This window comes from Pseudooctadecabacter jejudonensis (assembly GCF_900172275.1).
Classification (GTDB): Bacteria; Pseudomonadota; Alphaproteobacteria; order Rhodobacterales; family Rhodobacteraceae; genus Octadecabacter; species Octadecabacter jejudonensis.
The window spans coordinates 800,282-818,372 of record NZ_FWFT01000001.1 but is presented as its reverse complement, the minus strand read 5'-3'; the positions used below and the strand labels follow the sequence as shown (position 1 = coordinate 818,372).

Genomic DNA, 18,091 nt, shown 5'->3' with positions numbered 1-18,091 from the left:
TAGGTCGCGCTGAACAGGGGACTCGCCCAAGGACGCACACTTGCCTATACCTGTGTTCAAGACCATGCGGGACGCCCCGCCACAGACCCGCACGACCCACAAGGAGCCGCCGATGCCATCTGACCTGTCCCCCATCGACAAGGCGAAATTCGTGGCCGCGAAACAGGCGAGCCTTTATGTTGAGGATGGCATGAAGGTGGGCCTTGGCACCGGATCAACCGCCGCGTGGTTGGTCAAATGCCTGGGCGAGAGGGTGCAGGACGACGGCCTGAAGATCAAAGGTGTGCCTACGTCGTCGCGCACGGCAGCCCTGGCCCGTGAGGTGGGGATTGAGGTCATGTCGCTGGATGAGGCCCGCTGGCTGGACATCACGATTGACGGGGCAGACGAATACGACGGCAACCTGAACCTGATCAAAGGCGGCGGTGGCGCGTTGTTGCAAGAAAAGATTGTGGCGACCGCGTCGGACCAGATGGTTGTGATCGCGGATGCGTCGAAATCGGTTGAGACGTTGGGGGGTTTTCCTCTGCCGCTGGAGGTCGTGCCGTTTGGCTGGCAGACGACCAAGACCTTGATCGAGGAGACGTTGATCGGGATGGATGTGCTGGGCCGCAAGGTGAGCCTGCGCATGAATGGGGAAGCTCCGTTTTATACGGATGAGGGCAACCACATTCTGGATTTGCATCTGAACCGCATCGGCAACGCGCGGCAGCTGTCTTTGGTGGTGAACCAGATCCCCGGCGTTGTTGAAAACGGGTTGTTTATCGACATTTGCGATATTGTGGTCATTGGCCACGGCGACGGGCGGGTTGAGATGCGCGACATCAACGAAGGTATGGTGCAAGAGGCGCGGCACGATTTTATCGAGACGGACAATCTGTTTGCGGATCTGAACGACTGAGGCCCACGGGATGCCGGGCCGCCTCACGTCATTGTGGGGGCTTGGGGTGCAGGGGCGGATGGCGGTCACTGGTCTTCGTGCAGGCGCTGTGATTTACCCGTCGTCAACGCCGCGTGACATAAGGCTGCTATGCCGTCGCGCGGGCGATTTTAGGAAAGACCCTATGAAAGGCCCTGACCATGTCCGACTTTGACTATGATTTGTTTGTGATTGGGGGCGGATCCGGCGGCGTCCGTGCGGCGCGGGTGGCATCGTCCACGGGGGCCAAGGTGGCCTTGGCCGAGGAATACCGCATGGGCGGCACCTGTGTGATCCGCGGATGTGTGCCCAAAAAGCTGATGGTCTTCGCGTCTGAATACCGCGAAGCGTTCAGCGACGCGCGCGCCTATGGCTGGGACGTGGAGGACGGCGATTTCAACTGGCCCAAGTTCCGCAAGCGCCTGCATGCGGAGCTGGACCGTCTGGAACAGGTCTATCGCACGTTGCTGGGCAATTCCGAGGTTGAGATTTTCGATGCCCGCGCGACGGTCAAGGGCCCGCATACGGTGGTCTTGTCGGACGGCACGGAAAAATCGGCCAAGCATATTTTGGTGGCCACGGGGGGATACCCTGTGCGGCCCGATATGCCCAATGCGGAGCTGGGCATCGTGTCCAACGATATTTTCCTGATGGAGGAGCTGCCCAAGTCGATCCTGATCATCGGCGGTGGGTATATCGCCTGTGAATTTGCCTGTATTCTGAACGGGTTGGGTGTGGATGTGACGTTGTACTATCGCGGCGCGCAGATCCTGCGGGGCTTTGATGACGAAGCGCGCGGGCTGATCGCTGACATGATGCGTGAAAAGGGCATCGACATTCACGTGGGCACCAACATTGTGGAAATGGCGCAGGCGTGTGACAGGCCCGATACGGACGCCCTTCCCACGGCATCGGATGCGGCCATGGGTGCGCCGTCGGAGGATGCCAAGGGCATTGATGGGGGGATCGCCGACAACCCCAAGAGCGACACGGCCCAAGGCGCCAAGGGACCGATCTGGGTCAAAGCCACCAACGGCAAGGAGGCGGTCTATGATCACGTCATGTTCGCCACGGGCCGCGCGCCTGCGACGAAAGGCCTAGGGCTTGAGGAGGCGGGGGTTGAGATTGGCCGCCGCGATGAGGTTGTCGTTGATGACTACAGCCAGACCAAGGTGCCCAGCATTTATGCCATCGGGGATGTGACCAAACGGGTCGAGCTGACGCCGGTGGCGATCCGCGAGGGCATGGCCTTTGTTGAGACGGTGTTCAAGGGCAATCCCACCAAGGTGGATCACGATCTGATCCCCTCGGCCATTTTCACCCAGCCTGAGATGGGCACAATCGGTCTGACGGAAGAAGAGGCGCGGGATCAGGAACCGGTGGAGATTTACTGCACCTCGTTCCGGCCCATGCAGACGGCCTTTGCAGAACGGCCCGACCGTGTGTTGATGAAACTGATCGTGGCCAAGGACAGCCGCAAGGTTCTGGGGTGCCATATCGTCAGCCCCCATGCGGGAGAGATGATCCAGCTGGCCGGTGTGGCGATCAAGATGGGGGCCACCAAGGAACAATTCGATGCGACCTGTGCGGTGCATCCCACCATCTCCGAAGAACTGGTCACCATGCGAGAGCCGATGCGCACGGCATAGGCTGTCTGCGCATCATGCCCCAGGGCGGGTGATTGAATGTGCGCTTGAATTCAGGGGCACAAAGTCCACTTATACAAAGGGACCCGATGCGGGGTCCGGCAACAAGGGAAATCAGGCTTAATGGCTGGAAACAATGGCGGCCCCTGGGGGGGCGGAGGCAACGGTGGCGGTGACGACGACGACCGCTTTCGTCCACAAGGTGGGCGCGACGACGGGAAACGGGGGCAGAATGAACCACAGATCCCAGAGTTCGATGAGATCGTGAATAAAACCAAGGACCAACTGCGTGTTCTGATCGGCGGCGGCGATGGCCGGCGCGGCATGAACGGCGGCGGCACCGGTGGCGGCGGTGGCCCGCAGATCACCCGCGGCATGGTCGGCCTTGGGGCACTGGCGGCTGTGGCGCTTTGGGCGTTCTCAAGCTTTTACACGGTGCGGCCCGAACAGCAGTCCGTGGAATTGTTTTTGGGCGAATTTTCGTCCATCGGCCAACCTGGCCTGAATTTCGCACCGTGGCCCTTTGTCACGGCTGAGATTGTAAACGTGACGCAGGAACAGACCATCGACGTGGGCGTGGGCCGTGGGGCCGCCGCCGATGCGGGGCTGATGCTGACGGGTGACGAAAACATCGTCGACATCGATTTCCAGGTGGTTTGGAACATCACTGAGCCTGAACGCTTTTTGTTCAACCTTGCCGATCCGGCGCCGACCATTGCGGCCGTGGCGGAATCCTCCATGCGTGAGATCATCGCCCAGTCCGAATTGGCCCCGATCCTGAACCGCGATCGTGGTGCGATTGCCGATGGTGTGATGGATCAGCTGCAAGCGACGCTCGACAGCTATGATGCGGGTGTGAACATCATCCGTGTGAACCTTCAGGCGGTCGAACCCCCAAGCCAGACGATCACGGTGGACGATATCGACGGCAACTCGCGCCAGACCTCGCCCCTTGCTGCGTTCCGCGATGTGCAGGACGCCGAACAGGAACGCGACCGCTTGCAAAACCTTGCGGATGCCTACGCCAACCGCGTGACGGCCCAGGCCCGTGGTGACGCGGCCCGTGTTCTTGAAGACGCCGAAGCCTATCGCGCCCGTGTGGTGAACGAAGCCCAAGGTGAGGCGAGCCGTTTCTTGGCCGTTCTGGAGGAATACCAAAAGGCCCCAGAAGTGACGCGCCAACGACTGTATCTGGAAACGGTTGAGGCTGTGTTCGGATCGACCGATATTATCCTTCTGGATGACAACGGACAGGGTGGGGGCGGTGTTGTGCCCTATCTGCCGCTGAACGAAGTGCGCCGTCCGGCCACCAACACTGGAGGGTCCAACTGATGAACCGCTCTGCTTATGCACTGCCCGTGATCGTGATTGCGATTGCTGCGGCGCTGTCGTCGATCTTTATTGTGGACGAACGTGAAAAGGCGTTGGTTCTGCAATTTGGTCAGATTGTTCAGGTGAAAGAGGAGCCCGGCATCGGGTTCAAAATCCCCCTGATCCAAGAGGTCGTGCGCTATGACGACCGCATTCTGGCGCTGGACGTGGACCCGCTTGAGGTCACACCGCTGGATGACCGCCGGTTGATCGTGGATGCCTTTGCCCGCTACAGGATTTCCAATGTGGAACGGTTCCGTCAGGCTGTGGGTACAGGTGGCGAAGACGCCGCAGCCCGCCGTCTGGACAGCATTTTGCGCGCGGAAACGCGTGAGGTTCTGGGGTCTGTGTCATCGAACGATATCCTGTCCACCGACCGTGCCGCGTTGATGTTGCGGATCCGCAATGCGGCAATTGCCGAGGCCAATGCGCTGGGCCTGAGCGTGATCGACGTGCGCCTGAAACGCACCGACCTGCCGGCAGAAAACCTGAACGCGACCTTTGCGCGGATGATTGCGGAACGGGAGCGTGAGGCAGAAGACGAACGCGCCCGTGGCCGTGAGGCCGCCCAGCGGATTGAAGCGCAAGCCGACCGGACCGTGGTGGAACTGGTGTCTGACGCCAACCGCGAAGCCCGTGTTATTCAGGGTGAGGCGGACGCGGAACGCAATGCGATCTTTGCGCAGGCGTATGGTCAAGACGGTGAATTCTTCGAATTTTACCGCTCACTTGAGGCCTACGGCAAAGCGATCGGCACGGGCAACGCCCGTCTGGTGCTGAGCCCGGATCACGAGTTCTTCGACTATCTGCGCAACGAAAACGGCACAGCTGCTGTGGACAACTAAAATGGAAATCATTCTTCTGGCCCTCGGGTTGGTGTTGATTGTCGAGGGGCTGGTGTACGCACTGGCCCCTTCGCTTATTGAGGATCTGTTGGCCGCGTTGCGCACGTTGTCCATCGAGGCGCGACGCCTGTTGGGGTTGGCGACCTTGGCCACTGGTGCGGTTTTGGTGTGGCTGGCCCACCTGATGGGCGCGCTGGGGTAGGACGTTAGCGCCCTGCGAAGGGCGCGCTTTGCTGGGCGACGGCCTCGGCCACTTTGGACGCCAGATCGCGTGACAACATCGCATCAATCGCCAGCTTGAAGCGCGGGTTGCGGCGGGCGGTTTGGGCCAGATGGCCCAGATCCCAGCGAATGACCTCGGCCCCCGCACGCAGGTGGGTTGACGCCACGGAGGGACGGCCCAGAAGGTAGGCGACCTCACCCACAAACAGCCCATCGGGCAGCGGAAAGGTCAGCCCGCGTTTGGTGACCGTCACGGTGCCCGACACGACATAATACACGTGGGAGACCGCGGCCCCTTCTTCGGTGATAAGGGTGTCTTCCGTGAGGGTCAGGCGTTCGGCGTGTTTCATGACCAGCCTGAAATCGCCGGGCGTCAGCACATCGAAATGCGGATAAATGTCCACATGGGCGCGCGGCAATGACAGCCGGAACCGCCGTGCCACGAGGGCTGTGATCCCGATCACATTGGCGACCATCATCGCGGCGGTGGTATAAATGGCCCCCCACAGCGGCAGATCCGCCGCCGTTGCGTAATAGGCCAGATAGAACCCTGATCCGATCAACATCATCAGTCGCAGGGCCATCTGATTGATGATCAGATACCCCAATCCGAAGGTCGCGCCTGCACAGGTGATCAAGACGGCGGGGGTGAAGATTTCGGTCATGTGGGGTCTCAATACGGGCAGGGCGGTCGCGCCCGCACAGCTTCACCTGAGGATCCGGCGACTGGCAACAAAATTCATGTGTCCGTCTGGGGTGGTCAAGTTCTGCAGATCGGCGGAAATTTGCCAAGTCACTGATGTCATTGGAAATTTAACCTCACTCGCTGTTCACGTTCCGGTGACGGTTTTGCCTTATCGTCGTGTTTGACGTTGCGCTGCCGTGCAAGCCGCCTACATTTGAGGCAGACCGCAGGCCAAAGTGCCTGTCGTGCAATCCATATTCGTGAGGAGGTTCATCACGTGAACACATCAAGATCACAGGCAGTGGCCATTGCCGCCACACACCGCGACACACTTTCGCAACGGGCCGGATGGATGATGGCCGCCCTTTTGGCCTTGGCGCTGGCCCTGCTGGCTGCACCGGGCTTTGCGCAAGAACGCCCTGCCACATTTGCCGATCTGGCCGAACAGGTCAGCCCGTCGGTGGTCAACATCACCACATCCACGGTCGTGGCCGGCCGCACAGGGCCGCAGGGCGTGGTGCCCGAAGGCTCCCCGTTTGAGGATTTCTTCAACGATTTCGGGGGGGATGAACCGCGCCGCTCCTCTGCGCTTGGGTCCGGTTTCGTAATTTCCGCCGATGGCTTCATCGTCACGAACAACCACGTGATCGAAGGCGCCGACGAGATCGAGATTGAGTTTTTCCCAGGCGAGGGGCAACCGTCTGAGCTGTTGCCCGCCGAACTGGTGGGTACGGATCCGAACACGGATATTGCACTGCTGAAGGTTGAATATGACAGCCCGCTGCAGTTCGTCGAATTTGGCGACAGCGACGGCGTGGGCGCGCGCGTGGGCGATTGGGTGATGGCGATGGGCAACCCGCTGGGGCAGGGGTTCTCTGTCTCCGCCGGGATTGTGTCTGCGCGCAACCGGTCGCTGCAAGGCACCTATGACGACTACATCCAGACCGACGCGGCGATCAACCGCGGCAACTCTGGCGGGCCGCTGTTCAACATGGACGGGGACGTGATCGGGGTGAACACGGCGATCCTGTCGCCCAACGGCGGGTCCATCGGGATCGGCTTTGCGATGTCCTCCGCTGTGGTGACCAATGTGGTCGACCAGCTTGAGGAATTCGGGGAAACCCGCCGCGGCTGGCTGGGCGTGCGCATCCAGGACGTGACGGTCGATATGGTCGACGCGATTGATGGCTTGGCCGAGGCGCGCGGCGCGATGGTCACCGATGTTCCCGCAGGCCCCGCTGAGGATGCGGGCATGGAAGCGGGCGACATCATTCTGACGTTCGACGGGGTGGAGATTGAGGACACCCGCGAACTGGTGCAGATCGTTGGCAACAGCCCCGTGGGCAAAGATGTGCCGGTCGAAATCCTGCGTGCGGGCGACATGATCGACCTGACCGTCACTTTGGGGCGCCGTGAAACGGCTGAGGCTGCGGCCTTCCCAGAGGGCGGCGAAGAGGCGGAGCCCCAGACGACCAACATGCTTGGCATGACCCTGTCCGAAGTGACGCCTGAAATGGCCGAGGCCATGGGCATCACCGCAGGTGCAGGTCTTGTGATTGTTGAGGTCGAAGACGGATCTGAGGCAGCTGAGAAAGGCCTCGTCTCCGGCGATCTGATCACAGAAGCAGGTCAGCAAAAGGTCGCAAGTATTGCGGATTTCGAGACGCGCGTGGAAGAGGCACAAGAGGCTGGCCGCAAGTCGCTTTTGCTGCTGGTGCGCCGTGATGGTGCGCCACGGTTCGTGGCCCTTGGCCTCGAATAACGCAGATTTTCACGTTCAAGACAAAGGCGTCCCCGCAAGCCCGGGGGCGCCTTTTTCGTTGATAAGGGGTGTTGCGCTACGAGGTGCCGCGCGGCTTGATGGGGGTCTGACCAAGGGACCAATTATTCACACCATCGTCGACATGGATCGCCACCCGATTGGCACCGCCGCCTATGCAGAAACCTCTGCCGCGACACTGAACCGTGACGGGGTGTTGGTGCTTGCTGATTTCATCCAAGCCCCAGTACTTGCATGCATGCATGCAGGCAGAGGCGGCGGCCGGGGTTGGAAAAGGCCTCTTTCTGCGCTCAGGACCACTCGGTCTACTTGACCCCCGATGATCTGGCCTTTGATGCAGTTCACGCGGCCAATCGCAAAGTGACATCGTCCAAGGGCTGCATCTGCAATGACGATGTGGCGGCAGACTCTGATCTGCGCCAGCTCTATGACAGTGCCGACTTTCGGGATTTTGTCCGGTTGGTGACGGGGCAAGAGGGGCTTTTCCCCTATGCCGACCCGTTATCGTCTATCAATATCCACTATGCGGCGCGGGGGCAGGAACTGGGCTGGCATTTCGACAACTCGTCCTTTGCCATCACGCTTTTGATCCAGAAACCAAAGGCGGGCAGCCGCTTTGAATACCTCAAAGACCTGCGCTGTCCCGAGGCCGCAATCCCATTCACCGAGCGTCGCTGTCCGAAAATGCCCGCATGACCTTCTACGTCCGGTTGAGCTGACCGGTTCGAGGCGGCGCACGACCTTCGCTTCTTTGGGTCAAAAATACCTAAAATCCGGCACCTCAGCCCCGTGCGACGGGCCCATCAAAGCGTATCGCGTGGAACGGCCACCAAGCCCAGATCACGGGCCGTCCGCAATGTCAGCATATCCGTCAGCACATCATCACGATCCGCCTGAAACCGGCCAATCGCGGCGCGGGTGCGGGCGTCTTGGACGCCCGTGATCGGGCCGCGGTAGTATCCACGCGCAAGAAGCGCACGTTGGACGGAGGCCACAAAAGGGGGCGTCAAAACCCGTGCGCAAGGCGTTTCGAATTCAACCTCACGGCGTTCGCGCACGATGCGCTGGCGGGTGACGGTGCGAAAGGCGGCAGGGGTCTCGACGCTGCCATCCGACCGGATGAGTGCCGGTTGCACCATGATCTGTTCCGTCACGGTTTCGATCAACGCCGGTGTTGTGGTACGTGCAAAACAGGTTCCGGTTTGCGCATCGACCACCTCTGGCGCCGAAAGGGGCGCGATTGTATCGGCCGCCGGTGCGGTTGGCGCGCGCGCCACGCTGGCTTCCATACAGCCCGTCGCTGTCGCGCAGGCCAGCACAAGGCCCAAAAGGGGGATCGGTTTGATCATCTTGGTCTGGTCCTGCTCGGGCCTCATTGGAGGTCGGGCTTTGCCCTTGTTTTGACAGCAGTCTAGCCGCTTTTGTGCGCGCGACAAACCTTGCAGTGGCCCTCGCGCGGATTGCAGGCCCCGCCCGTGTCTTTCGCGCGTCACCCGCAGCTTTGCAGTTTTGGGAAAAATCGCACTGGCGGGGGGCGGATGTTGCGCCTATCTATTGTGTCGAAACCAGAAAAGAAGGGGCCTCGGGAGATGGCGAAAATCACATATATCGAACACGGCGGCACGGAACATGTGGTGGACGTGGCCAATGGTCTGACGGTCATGGAAGGCGCGCGTGACAACGGCATTCCGGGGATTGAGGCCGATTGCGGGGGCGCGTGTGCCTGTTCGACCTGCCATGTCTATGTGTCGGACGATTGGGTGGAAAAGCTGCCTGCGAAAGACCCGATGGAAGAAGACATGCTGGATTTCGCCTATGAGCCGGATGCGGCGAAGTCCCGTCTGACCTGTCAGTTGAAGGTCACGGATGCGCTGGACGGTTTGGTCGTCCATATGCCTGAAAAGCAGATTTGATCTGATGGAGGCGCCGCGTCGACCGGTGCGCGGGTGGCGCGGTCCCTTGCGCGGCGTGCGGGGTCTGTTCGGTTTGGGGCTGGCGGGTCTTGTGGCGGGCGGGGCCTCTGCTGAGACGATCGTGGAGGCGCGTTTCGAGGGGCCTACGACACGCTACGGGCATGGCATTTTGGGCGATGCGGTCGAGTTTACCCAGCTTGTCATCATGACGGATGACGCAGGTGTTGCCCGTCAATACAGGGTCAGCCTGCCCGATGATCATGTGTTCGAAGATCTTGAACCGCGGCTGTGGGATATCACGGGCGACGGTGCGCCTGAAGTTGTGGTGATTGAGACGGACATGGGGTTGGGTGGATCTTTGGCGGTCTATGATCAGACCGGAAAACGGGCTGAGACGCCGCACATCGGGCGCACCAACCGGTGGTTGGCGCCCGTGGCTGCGGCTGATCTGGACGGTGACGGGCGGGTTGAGGTTGCGTTTGTGGACCGGCCCCATCTGGCAAAAGTGCTGCGGGTGTTTGAGTGGGACGGCAGTGCGCTGCAGCTGGAGGCCGAATTGGGCGGTTTGACCAATCACCGGATTGGAGAGGATTTCATCACCGGCGGCCTGCGGACCTGTGACGGTGTGAGGGCCTTGGTGACCGCAGATGCGGATTGGTCGGATGTGATGGTGAGCGTGTTGGCGGACGGCGCGTTGGTCACAAGATCGGTGGCACCTTTTTCGCACGAGGCTGTCGCGCGGGCGATGACGTGCGGGTGAACCGCAGCCCGCGGTGTGGCTGTGGTGAGGTTGGATTTTAGGTATTTTTGACCCAAAGAAGCAGGGCGGTGTGCCCTGTTACTGGGATGTGAGCGTGGCCATGGCCAGCAGGAGCATGATTTCCGTCATCTGCTGTGTCGCGCCGAGGATGTCGCCTGTTTGGCCAGCGATTTTGGCGTTGGCGATCCATGCGCAGGCGGTGGCTGTGACGAGCGCCACAGCAACAAGGGCGAGGCCCCACCACCCAAACAGGATGACACAGGCTGCGACGCCCAAGGCTTCGGCGAGGCGTGCGGTTGTGATGCTGGGCTGGCCGACGCTGTGGCTGAGGCCCGTGCTGCGCGCGTGGGGCAGGCGGGCCATGAGCGGAACCATGGCAGCGCGGCTGAGCATTGCTGTGGCGATAAGGCCAGCCCACAGCGCTCCGGCATCGATGACCGCTGTCAGGGCCACCCAGCGCAGACCCAGCCCGAGGATCAGGGCGATGACGCCGTAGGCGCCGGTGTGGCTGTCCTTCATGATGTCGAGGCGGCGCTCGGACGTCCAGCCCCCCCAAAGGCCATCGGCGCTGTCGGCCAGACCGTCTTCGTGCATGGCGCCGGTGGTCATCACCAGAGTGGCGAGGGCAAGGCCCGCTGCGGCCGGCGCCGGCAGGCCGAGGCTGAGGGCGATGTGAGCGCAGAGCGCTGCAATGAGGGCAAGGACGAGGCCCGCGACGGGGTAGGCCCAAGCGGAGCGTGGGCCGCGCGCGGTTGCGGCCTCAAAATCCACGGGGACGGGCAAGCGCGACAGCAGGCCCAAGGCGGCGGGGATGTCTGTGAGGGTGACAAGGGGGGTGGTGTCGTCCTTTGTCATCGCTTGGCCGTTTCCTGTCTGGTCAATCCTGTCCCAATCGGTAGAGATTGGGCCAAGAGATTGCAATGAGGCCCTGATATGACTGCCCCTTTCGCCACGCTGGACGAGTTTCGCCGCACATTGGAAGACGCCCCCGGGCCAGATATGGAGACATTGGCGGCGGCCAATGATCGCAACGGTCAATTGACCAAGCCGCCGGGGGCTTTGGGCCGTCTGGAGGATTTGGCGATTTGGTATGCGGGCTGGCGGGGGCAGGCGCAGCCTCAGCTGACGGCGCCGCAGGTGTTGATTTTTGCAGGCAATCACGGGGTCTGTGCGCAAGGCGTGTCGGCCTTCCCTTCTGAGGTGACCGTGCAGATGGTGGCCAATTTCAAGGCCGGAGGGGCCGCGATCAATCAGCTGTCGAAGGCGTTTGGCGCAACGATGAATGTGTATGCCCTGGATCTGGACATGCCGACGCAGGATTTCACAGCGGCCCCTGCCATGAGCGAGGCGGAGGTCATTCAGGCCTTGATCACGGGGTGGAACGCGGTCGATCCGGCCTCTGATCTGGTGGTGACGGGTGAGATGGGGATCGGCAATACGACCTCCGCCGCGGCTGTGGCCGCCGCTGTTTTGGGGGGCGCGGCCGAGGATTGGGTTGGGCGCGGCACGGGCGTGGATGACGCAGGTCTGCAACGCAAGATTGATGTGGTGGCCCGGGGATTGGCGTTGCATGACGTGGCTGACCCGTTGCAGGCGTTGCGGTGTTTGGGCGGGCGCGAGTTGGCGGCCATGGCGGGCGCCATTGCGGCGGCGCGCCATCATTCCATTCCGGTGATTTTGGATGGGTTTATCTGTTCGGCGGCGGCGGCTGTTTTGGAAAAGGCCCATGCGGGGGCCTTGGATCACTGCGTGGCCGGCCATTTGTCAGCCGAGGGCGCGCATCAGCGGTTGCTGGACGGCATTGAAAAAGCGCCGCTTTTGTCCTTGGGGCTGCGGTTGGGCGAAGGATCCGGTGCGGCGCTGGCGATCGGGGTGCTGAAGGGCGCTGTGGCCTGTCATTCGGGCATGGCAACCTTTGCCGAAGCCGGAGTGGCGGACGGATAGCCCGGGATTTGAGTTTTTCTGGTCAGATGAAGGGGCGGGCGCGTTGCGCGGCCGTTGTCATGCCTCGGTCTTGGTTTTGCGGGCGTCTGTGAGGTAGTCGCGGACGCGGGTTCGAAAATGTGGGACGGCCTGTGGGTGGCTGCAAAAGGTGGCGATTGGCATGAGGGACCATGCCTGGCCTTCGTTGCCCAATGTGATCGCCGCGATTTGAGCTGCAGTGACGGGGGCTGCATAGAAGGTGGAGGTAAAGCCATTGGCCTTTGAATAGGCGCGCGTCCATGTGACGGTTGCGGGGGCGATGTGCAGGCCGATTTCCTCAGCCGTTTCGCGTAGAATTGCGTCTTTTGCGTCTTCGTCCGCCTCGATCCCGCCGCCGGGCAGATCCCAGTGGTTGGGGTAGGGGATCGACGGGACGTCATCGCGCAGCAGGCTGATGAGGCGCGCGCCATGATACAGGATGATTTTGGTGCCGCTTTGGGTCATTCGCTGTTTTTGGGAGCGCGGCCGCCGGGGCGGCGGGGCGCGCTGCCGCGTCCGGTTTTGTTGCCACCTGTTTGGGGGCGGGTCATGCGTTCTGACTGATCGAGTTTTTCGGCCAATGCGGTTTCAAGGTCGCGGTTGGCGGCGCGGGCGCGGTCCACGTAGGCCGTGTTTTCGCTGATGGGGATGTCTGGATCCCAGAGCTCGGCCAAGTCGCGCAGGATGTGGCGGTCGTAGTGGTAGAAGTTCATCTCGGCCTCTGCGGCCTCATATTCGCTGAGCCCGAGGTTTTCGAGGACGTATCGGCCCGCGCGCAGGGAGCTGTCAAAGAGTTCGCGCACGATGTCGTCGGCCCCGGCGGCGAAGAGTTCGTAGACATGGACGCGGTCACGGGCGCGGGCCACGATGTGCAGATCGGGGCGGGTTTTGCGGGCGTATTTGACCAGCTTGATCGCCTCGGCCTTGCCATCCAGCGCCACGACGAGGACCTTGGCGTCTTTGAGGCCCGCTGCGGCCAGGATATCGGGGCGGGTGGGATCGCCAAAGTAGCCTTTGAACCCGAAGGTCCGCATGAGCTGCACGGTCTCCAAGTTGTGATCGAGGACGACGGTGCTGAAGCCCGCGCTTTGCACCAGACGGTTGATGACTTGGCCGAAGCGGCCGATGCCTGCGACGAGGACGGTGCCTTGGTCGTCGATGTCGTCGGCCGGGACGGAGGGGCCTTCGTCCATCCCGTGAAAGAACCGGTCGTAGGCGATGAACATCAGCGGGGTGACCAGCATGGAGAGCGCCACGATGAGCAACAGATCCGCCCCCAACGCGGCAGACAGGACGTTTTGTTGCAGCGAAAAGGCGATGAGGACGAAGCCGAATTCGCCCGCCTGTGCAAGGCCAAGGGTGAAGAGCCAGCGGGCGCGGCCCTTGATTTTGAAGAGCACGGCGAGGGCATAAAGGACCACGCCTTTGATCACAATGACGGCGAGTGTCAGTGCGATAAGGCCTGCGGGGTTTGACAGCAGGCGGCCAAAGTCGATGCCCGCACCCACGGTGATGAAAAAGAGGCCAAGGAGCAGGCCCTTGAACGGTTCAAGGTCGCTTTCCAATTCGTGCCGGAATTCGGAGTTCGCCAGAACAACCCCCGCCAAAAAGGAGCCAAGGGCGGCGGACAAACCGACGAGGCCCATGAGTGCGGCGATGGAGACCACAATCAGCAGCGCCAACGCCGTATACATCTCGCGCAGTTTGGCCTGATGAATATAGCGGAAAACCGGCCGCGTGAGGTAGACGCCCACCAGCACCACGGCAGCGACGGCCCCGATGGTCACAAGGGTGACCCCCCAGCCTGGCAGGCCTTCCACCAGGCTGTAGCCGTGGGGGGCGGCGTGGTCTTCAGCCGCACGGGTCATGGAGCCGTCTTGCTGGATGATGACCGGTTGGCGCAGCGTCAAAAGGGGCAAGATCGCGAGCATGGGGATCACGGCGATGTCCTGGGTCAGCAGCACCGAGAAGGTGTTGCGCCCGCCGGACGTCTGCATCAGCCCCTTTTCGGACAGGGTTTGCAGAACGATCGCGGTGGAGGACAACGCAAAGATCAGCCCGATCGCGAAGGCTGTGATCAGCGGCTGGCCGGTGGCCCAGAACAGCGCCGTCAACAGCATCGTAGAGAGGCCTATTTGCAAGCCGCCCAACCCAATGAGCCGGTGGCGCATGCCCCAAAGAACGCGGGGTTCAAGCTCAAGCCCGATGAGAAAGAGCATCAGGACGACGCCGAATTCGGCCACGTGTTGAAGCTCTGCCGCTTCGGCGCTGATAAGGGGGGCGATGGCGATGCCAGCCAAGAGATAGCCCAGCACCGACCCAAGGCCCAGGCGCGAAGCCAGTGGCACCGCGATGACGGCGGCGCCCAGAAGGAGCGTGGCGAGAAGGAGGATGTCCTGCATGCCCTAGCTATCGGCCAGTGCCGCGCGGTTGGCAAGAGGCAGGGGGGGGTGTGCAGGCCGCAGATGCGCCTGCGGCTTAGCCCGGGACCTCAAGGGTGATGGCACGGCCGCGTTTGGTGTAGCTGAGAGCGCCGGCGCTGATGGCGGTCACACGGCCCCCATCCAGACGGTCGCCAACCGTGACACGCTGATAGCGGCCATTGGCCAGCCGCACGAGGGCCCGCCTGTCGCCGGAGCCGCCATAGATGCCGATGAGGTTGAGATCCCGCAGGTTGATCGCGTTGTCCAACGTGGCGTTCTGGGCAACGGCGCTGCCTGTCGGCCCGCTGGGTTGCACGGTGCGCGGGGCCACGGCGGCGACCTGTTGGGCGGCACGGGCCTGTGCGGCCTGCGCGCGTTCAACGATGCGCGCCATGTTGCGTGGGCGGCTGTCGGGGCGTTCAGAGACGGCAATGGCCTGACGCGTCGGGTTTACAATAGGGTTGGGCCGGTTCGCGGCGGCCTGTACGGCGGCGGCAATTTCTGGCGCCAGTTGCAGCCCAGTGGGGTCGGCGGCGGCGGGAGTTGGGTCTGGTTCAGGTTCGGTATCAGGCCCTGTATCAGGCGCGGGGGCAAGGCCTGCGGGCCGCGTTTGCGGGCGGAAGGCTGCGGCCTGTGCAAAGGTCAGCGTGCCCAGCACGGGGGTGTTGGCGCGGGCCACGGCGGCCTCGACAATGGCGTTGGGGCGCGGGGCCGGGCGCAGGGTGTCAGGGGTCGGCGTTTGCGCGGTTGATGTGGCAAGCGCTGTGGTCGCATCGGTGGTCAAATCGGGGGCGCTGGCGTCCTCTTGCGGGGCCACGGTGCCGGGGCGAACGGGCGGCAAGACAGGCGGTGAGCCTGCGATCACGTTCAGGCCTTCGGGTTGATCCGGTGCGGATTCAACTGTTTCGGCGGGTGCGGTTGGTGCAGGTTCGGCTGCGGGTGGCGTGACGAGTGGCGTGACGGGGGGTGTCACCACGGGGGCGACGGTGCCCGGCCGGACGGGGGGCAGGACGGGCGGCGCGCCCGCCAGAACAACAAGCCCGTCGGTGGCCACCAAGGGCGCTGTGCCCTCGGCCAGGGCCTGCGTCGTCGGGGTGGGCGCCGGGGCCGCTGTGCCGGGCCGGATGGGCGGTGTGATCGCGGGGCTGCCAGAAATGACAATGACGCCATCAGGGGCGTCAGAGAGGGGGGCGGCTGTGTCAGGCACCACGGCGGCGAGCTGATCTTGCGGTGTGATTTCAGGCGCGACAGTCCCGGGCCGCGTGGGCGGATTGAGCGGTGGTGTGCCCGCGATCACCAAAATGCCGTCCGGTGTGACGCTGCCCTCAGGGGTGGCGACGACAAGGCCATCGGCGCCGAAATTGAACGTGGCGGAGGGCGGCGGGGGATCGACCGGCGTGGCAATGACCGCGTCGCCCGCCACGCTGTTGGCGTCGGCCAAGGGACTGGCGGGCACGCGGGGCACGGGGCGAGGCGACACTGCCAGATCAAGGGTGGCGAGAGTTGTGGTGCGCGGGGTTTGGCCGATGCGCGGGGCGCGTTGCCACACGCCGGTGGCTGCATAAATCCGCTGGGCTTCTTCGGGCGTGAGGATGCGGCCCGTCGCAGGGGCGGCTGGCGGGGCGGGCGTGTCTGTTGCGGCGACCTCGGGCTCTGTGACGTCGGGCTGGACTACCGCTTCTGGCGTTGCGGTGTCGTCAACCGGGGCGGTGTCGTCGGTGGCGGCGATTTGCGTGTCGGCCCCGCCAAGGCCCAGCCAGCGGGCCACGGTTTCGTTGGACAGTGCTGCAAAGGCGGCCACCGCCAGAAGCAACAGCAACAAGATCGCCGTCAGGATCAGGCCGAGGAAGCGCGGTTTGCCGCCCACCACCTTTTTCTTCGGAGGCGTTTTCTTGCGCGCGCCAAAGACCGTCAGCCGAGATTTTTCATCCGGTTTTGCGGCCGCTGCTGCGGCCTCGGCCTCTTTGGCTTGACGATCCGCGCGGGCCATGCGGCGGCTGGCAAACATGCCGCCCACCGCGCCGGTGACCGCGCCGCCGACTGCCGTGGCTGCGCCAAGGGCTGCGGCACCTGTGCTTTTGCTGTCTGTTTCAGCGGGCACTTGAGCGTCGGCGTCCGCACGCAGGGTGGCGGCGGTCACGTCTGGTGTCACGGTTGCTGCGGCCTCACCGGTGATGGCGGGTGCGGCATCGACAGCCCCGCCAGGGACCTGTGGATCGGGCGCTGCAACGGGTGGGGCTGCGATATCGTCACGAGGGGGGGCCGCAACAGGTGGCATCGGGTCGGTGCCTTGGCCTGTGGGCACGGCGAGGGTGGCCCCCGTCGGGCGGGCCAAGGTCGGCTCTGTGCGGGTGTTTGTGGCTAGTGGTTCGACGGCTGATGGTTCTGGGGTGGTTGGCGCTGGCGCGGGGGGGAGACCGTCAGACCGATCCGCCCGAAGGGACGCAAACATCGGGGGGGTGTCGGCCTCAGGCGCGGGGGCAGAGGATGCCTCAGTGCTTGGTCCCGCAGGGGGGGGCGTTTGGCCCTCGGTCGGGGTGGCGTCATCATTTGCCGCAGTTTCGGGCGCCTCACTGTCCGCAGGTGTGGGGACGATCGGGGCCTCTGCGGGATCGGCCTCTTGCGGGGATCTGTCCGGCGATGGATCAGCAGGGGGCGGGGCCACTGCAGTGGCAGTGTCGTCTGCTTGATCAAGGGGCGCTGGGGCTGGATCAGGCGCAGCGTCTTCAGTGGATGGTGCGGTGTCTTCGGGCTGCGCCTCTGCTTCCGGATGCGCCTCTGCTTCGGGCTGCGCCTCTGCTTCGGGCTGCGCCTCTGCTTCGAGCTGCGCCTCTGCTTCCGGCTGAGCTTCTGCTTCCGGCGCAGGGTTGGCGTCCGTCGGATCGGTGGTGTCCGGTTCAGCTGGGGGTGCAGGTTCGGCGGGCGCGGCTTGCGCTTCTGCCTCAGCGTGTGCGCCCGCCTCGGCCTCGACCTCAGGCATCGGAGCAGGCATCGTATCTGGCGCTGTGGCGGTTTCTTGGGTCGGGAGCGGCGCATCGGGGAGGGTGACGTCTGCCTCACCAATCACCACGACGGCATCGCTGTCTCGTTCGGCGGGATGGTCGCCCACCGGCCCCAAAAACGCCTCACCCACATAGGTAAACGGTTCGGGGACAGCCGCAAAACTGACCGGATTGAAGTCGTGTTCGCTGGCGAAGGCTTGTGCCTCGTCCAAGGTTTCCCGTGCGACGGCGGCGATGTAGGTGCGCCCGCCGCCCTTCGCGAAATCATACACCAGTTCATCCACGGCGTAGGGCGTGGCCCCTTCGAGGGCGGCGCGCACGTCGTCTTCGTCTGCGCGGGTGGTGTCGAGGGCGATGTATTTGATCTGATCGTTGGGAATCAGCAGTTTTGTGGCCATCGGCGCAGGATCAAGCGTTTGGGCCGCCGTGCGCAGCCGCGCCAGCGCCCCCGCCATGTCCGGATCGTCCAACGCCACTTGACCCACCAAGAGCCAGCCCCCGTCCACACGGTGCATCAGGCGCAGGCCATCGAAAGAGAGCGAAAGGGCAAAATTTGGTGTCAT

Annotated in this window: 16 protein-coding genes; 10 read left to right on the top strand and 6 right to left on the bottom strand. The window is 63.2% G+C overall.

Going from position 1 to position 18,091, the window contains the following annotated elements; genetic code table 11:
• Window positions 1-112: 112 nt before the first annotated feature.
• From rpiA to PSJ8397_RS03850, 5 genes are all read left to right on the top strand, one after another.
• Entirely contained in the window at window positions 113-901 is a 789-nt protein-coding gene (gene rpiA / locus PSJ8397_RS03870; RefSeq protein ID WP_085863212.1) for a ribose-5-phosphate isomerase RpiA, read from the top strand.
• 179 nt (window positions 902-1,080) lie between these two features.
• Complete coding sequence (locus PSJ8397_RS03865; RefSeq protein ID WP_085863211.1) at window positions 1,081-2,568, top strand: FAD-dependent oxidoreductase; 1,488 nt, start codon at window positions 1,081-1,083, stop codon at window positions 2,566-2,568.
• A 120-nt stretch (window positions 2,569-2,688) separates the two neighbouring features.
• Window positions 2,689-3,897, top strand: coding sequence for an FtsH protease activity modulator HflK (hflK, locus tag PSJ8397_RS03860; protein ID WP_085863210.1), 1,209 nt, complete (start codon window positions 2,689-2,691; stop codon window positions 3,895-3,897).
• A complete protein-coding gene (hflC, locus tag PSJ8397_RS03855; protein WP_085863209.1) occupies window positions 3,897-4,781 on the top strand; it encodes a protease modulator HflC in 885 nt (294 codons plus the stop codon). Before hflK ends, hflC begins: the two co-directional genes overlap by 1 nt.
• A 1-nt stretch (window position 4,782) precedes the next feature.
• Window positions 4,783-4,983, top strand: a complete 201-nt coding sequence (locus PSJ8397_RS03850; RefSeq protein ID WP_085863208.1) for a DUF2065 domain-containing protein — start codon at window positions 4,783-4,785, stop codon at window positions 4,981-4,983.
• A 4-nt stretch (window positions 4,984-4,987) separates the two neighbouring features.
• On the opposite strand, the gene PSJ8397_RS03845 is transcribed toward PSJ8397_RS03850, so the two are convergent.
• On the bottom strand, window positions 4,988-5,668 hold the full coding sequence (locus PSJ8397_RS03845; RefSeq protein ID WP_085863207.1) for a Crp/Fnr family transcriptional regulator: 681 nt from the start codon (window positions 5,666-5,668) through the stop codon (window positions 4,988-4,990).
• A 372-nt stretch (window positions 5,669-6,040) separates the two neighbouring features.
• Here PSJ8397_RS03845 and PSJ8397_RS03840 point away from each other — a divergent pair, with 372 nt between their 5' ends.
• Window positions 6,041-7,450: a Do family serine endopeptidase gene (locus tag PSJ8397_RS03840; protein WP_143515369.1), complete on the top strand. Its 1,410-nt coding sequence runs from the start codon at window positions 6,041-6,043 to the stop codon at window positions 7,448-7,450.
• 327 nt (window positions 7,451-7,777) lie between these two features.
• Window positions 7,778-8,164 carry a HalD/BesD family halogenase gene (locus tag PSJ8397_RS03835; protein WP_143515331.1) on the top strand — a complete coding sequence of 129 codons (387 nt, stop codon included), beginning with the start codon at window positions 7,778-7,780 and terminating at the stop codon, window positions 8,162-8,164.
• Between the two features lie 107 nt (window positions 8,165-8,271).
• On the opposite strand, the gene PSJ8397_RS03830 is transcribed toward PSJ8397_RS03835, so the two are convergent.
• Window positions 8,272-8,817, bottom strand: coding sequence for a peptidoglycan-binding domain-containing protein (locus tag PSJ8397_RS03830; RefSeq protein ID WP_085863206.1), 546 nt, complete (start codon window positions 8,815-8,817; stop codon window positions 8,272-8,274).
• Window positions 8,818-9,057: 240 nt separating this feature from the next.
• Here PSJ8397_RS03830 and PSJ8397_RS03825 point away from each other — a divergent pair, with 240 nt between their 5' ends.
• Both PSJ8397_RS03825 and PSJ8397_RS03820 read left to right on the top strand, forming a co-directional pair.
• Window positions 9,058-9,381, top strand: a complete 324-nt coding sequence (locus tag PSJ8397_RS03825; protein WP_085863205.1) for a 2Fe-2S iron-sulfur cluster-binding protein — start codon at window positions 9,058-9,060, stop codon at window positions 9,379-9,381.
• A gap of 4 nt (window positions 9,382-9,385) precedes the next feature.
• Complete coding sequence (locus PSJ8397_RS03820; RefSeq protein WP_085863204.1) at window positions 9,386-10,141, top strand: FG-GAP repeat domain-containing protein; 756 nt, start codon at window positions 9,386-9,388, stop codon at window positions 10,139-10,141.
• Window positions 10,142-10,219: 78 nt separating this feature from the next.
• Here the strand turns inward: PSJ8397_RS03820 and PSJ8397_RS03815 are convergent, their stop codons facing one another.
• Complete coding sequence (locus PSJ8397_RS03815) at window positions 10,220-10,996, bottom strand: adenosylcobinamide-GDP ribazoletransferase (protein ID WP_085863203.1); 777 nt, start codon at window positions 10,994-10,996, stop codon at window positions 10,220-10,222.
• A gap of 78 nt (window positions 10,997-11,074) precedes the next feature.
• On the opposite strand from PSJ8397_RS03815, the gene cobT reads away from it, so the two are divergent.
• The gene (gene cobT, locus PSJ8397_RS03810; RefSeq protein ID WP_085863202.1) at window positions 11,075-12,085 is read left to right on the top strand and encodes a nicotinate-nucleotide--dimethylbenzimidazole phosphoribosyltransferase; all 1,011 of its coding nucleotides are present in this window, start codon (window positions 11,075-11,077) and stop codon (window positions 12,083-12,085) included.
• A 57-nt stretch (window positions 12,086-12,142) separates the two neighbouring features.
• On the opposite strand, the gene PSJ8397_RS03805 is transcribed toward cobT, so the two are convergent.
• The 3 genes from PSJ8397_RS03805 to PSJ8397_RS03795 form a co-directional block, all read right to left on the bottom strand.
• Complete coding sequence (locus tag PSJ8397_RS03805) at window positions 12,143-12,568, bottom strand: NUDIX hydrolase (RefSeq protein WP_085863201.1); 426 nt, start codon at window positions 12,566-12,568, stop codon at window positions 12,143-12,145.
• A complete protein-coding gene (locus tag PSJ8397_RS03800; RefSeq protein WP_085863200.1) occupies window positions 12,565-14,505 on the bottom strand; it encodes a cation:proton antiporter domain-containing protein in 1,941 nt (646 codons plus the stop codon). Before PSJ8397_RS03800 ends, PSJ8397_RS03805 begins: the two co-directional genes overlap by 4 nt.
• Before the next feature lie 76 nt (window positions 14,506-14,581).
• Window positions 14,582-18,091, bottom strand: a complete 3,510-nt coding sequence (locus PSJ8397_RS03795) for a hypothetical protein (protein ID WP_235000562.1) — start codon at window positions 18,089-18,091, stop codon at window positions 14,582-14,584.

What these genes read in the sequence shown, in the direction of transcription:
- rpiA (WP_085863212.1), top strand. Translation starts at nt 113, where the DNA reads ATGCCATCTGACCTGTCCCCCATCGACAAGGCGAAATTCGTGGCCGCG.
- PSJ8397_RS03865 (WP_085863211.1), top strand. Translation starts at nt 1,081, where the DNA reads ATGTCCGACTTTGACTATGATTTGTTTGTGATTGGGGGCGGATCCGGC.
- hflK (WP_085863210.1), top strand. Translation starts at nt 2,689, where the DNA reads ATGGCTGGAAACAATGGCGGCCCCTGGGGGGGCGGAGGCAACGGTGGC.
- hflC (WP_085863209.1), top strand. Translation starts at nt 3,897, where the DNA reads ATGAACCGCTCTGCTTATGCACTGCCCGTGATCGTGATTGCGATTGCT.
- PSJ8397_RS03850 (WP_085863208.1), top strand. Translation starts at nt 4,783, where the DNA reads ATGGAAATCATTCTTCTGGCCCTCGGGTTGGTGTTGATTGTCGAGGGG.
- PSJ8397_RS03845 (WP_085863207.1), bottom strand. Translation starts at nt 5,668, where the DNA reads ATGACCGAAATCTTCACCCCCGCCGTCTTGATCACCTGTGCAGGCGCG.
- PSJ8397_RS03840 (WP_143515369.1), top strand. Translation starts at nt 6,041, where the DNA reads ATGATGGCCGCCCTTTTGGCCTTGGCGCTGGCCCTGCTGGCTGCACCG.
- PSJ8397_RS03830 (WP_085863206.1), bottom strand. Translation starts at nt 8,817, where the DNA reads ATGATCAAACCGATCCCCCTTTTGGGCCTTGTGCTGGCCTGCGCGACA.
- PSJ8397_RS03825 (WP_085863205.1), top strand. Translation starts at nt 9,058, where the DNA reads ATGGCGAAAATCACATATATCGAACACGGCGGCACGGAACATGTGGTG.
- PSJ8397_RS03820 (WP_085863204.1), top strand. Translation starts at nt 9,386, where the DNA reads ATGGAGGCGCCGCGTCGACCGGTGCGCGGGTGGCGCGGTCCCTTGCGC.
- PSJ8397_RS03815 (WP_085863203.1), bottom strand. Translation starts at nt 10,996, where the DNA reads ATGACAAAGGACGACACCACCCCCCTTGTCACCCTCACAGACATCCCC.
- cobT (WP_085863202.1), top strand. Translation starts at nt 11,075, where the DNA reads ATGACTGCCCCTTTCGCCACGCTGGACGAGTTTCGCCGCACATTGGAA.
- PSJ8397_RS03805 (WP_085863201.1), bottom strand. Translation starts at nt 12,568, where the DNA reads ATGACCCAAAGCGGCACCAAAATCATCCTGTATCATGGCGCGCGCCTC.
- PSJ8397_RS03800 (WP_085863200.1), bottom strand. Translation starts at nt 14,505, where the DNA reads ATGCAGGACATCCTCCTTCTCGCCACGCTCCTTCTGGGCGCCGCCGTC.
- PSJ8397_RS03795 (WP_235000562.1), bottom strand. Translation starts at nt 18,091, where the DNA reads ATGACACCAAATTTTGCCCTTTCGCTCTCTTTCGATGGCCTGCGCCTG.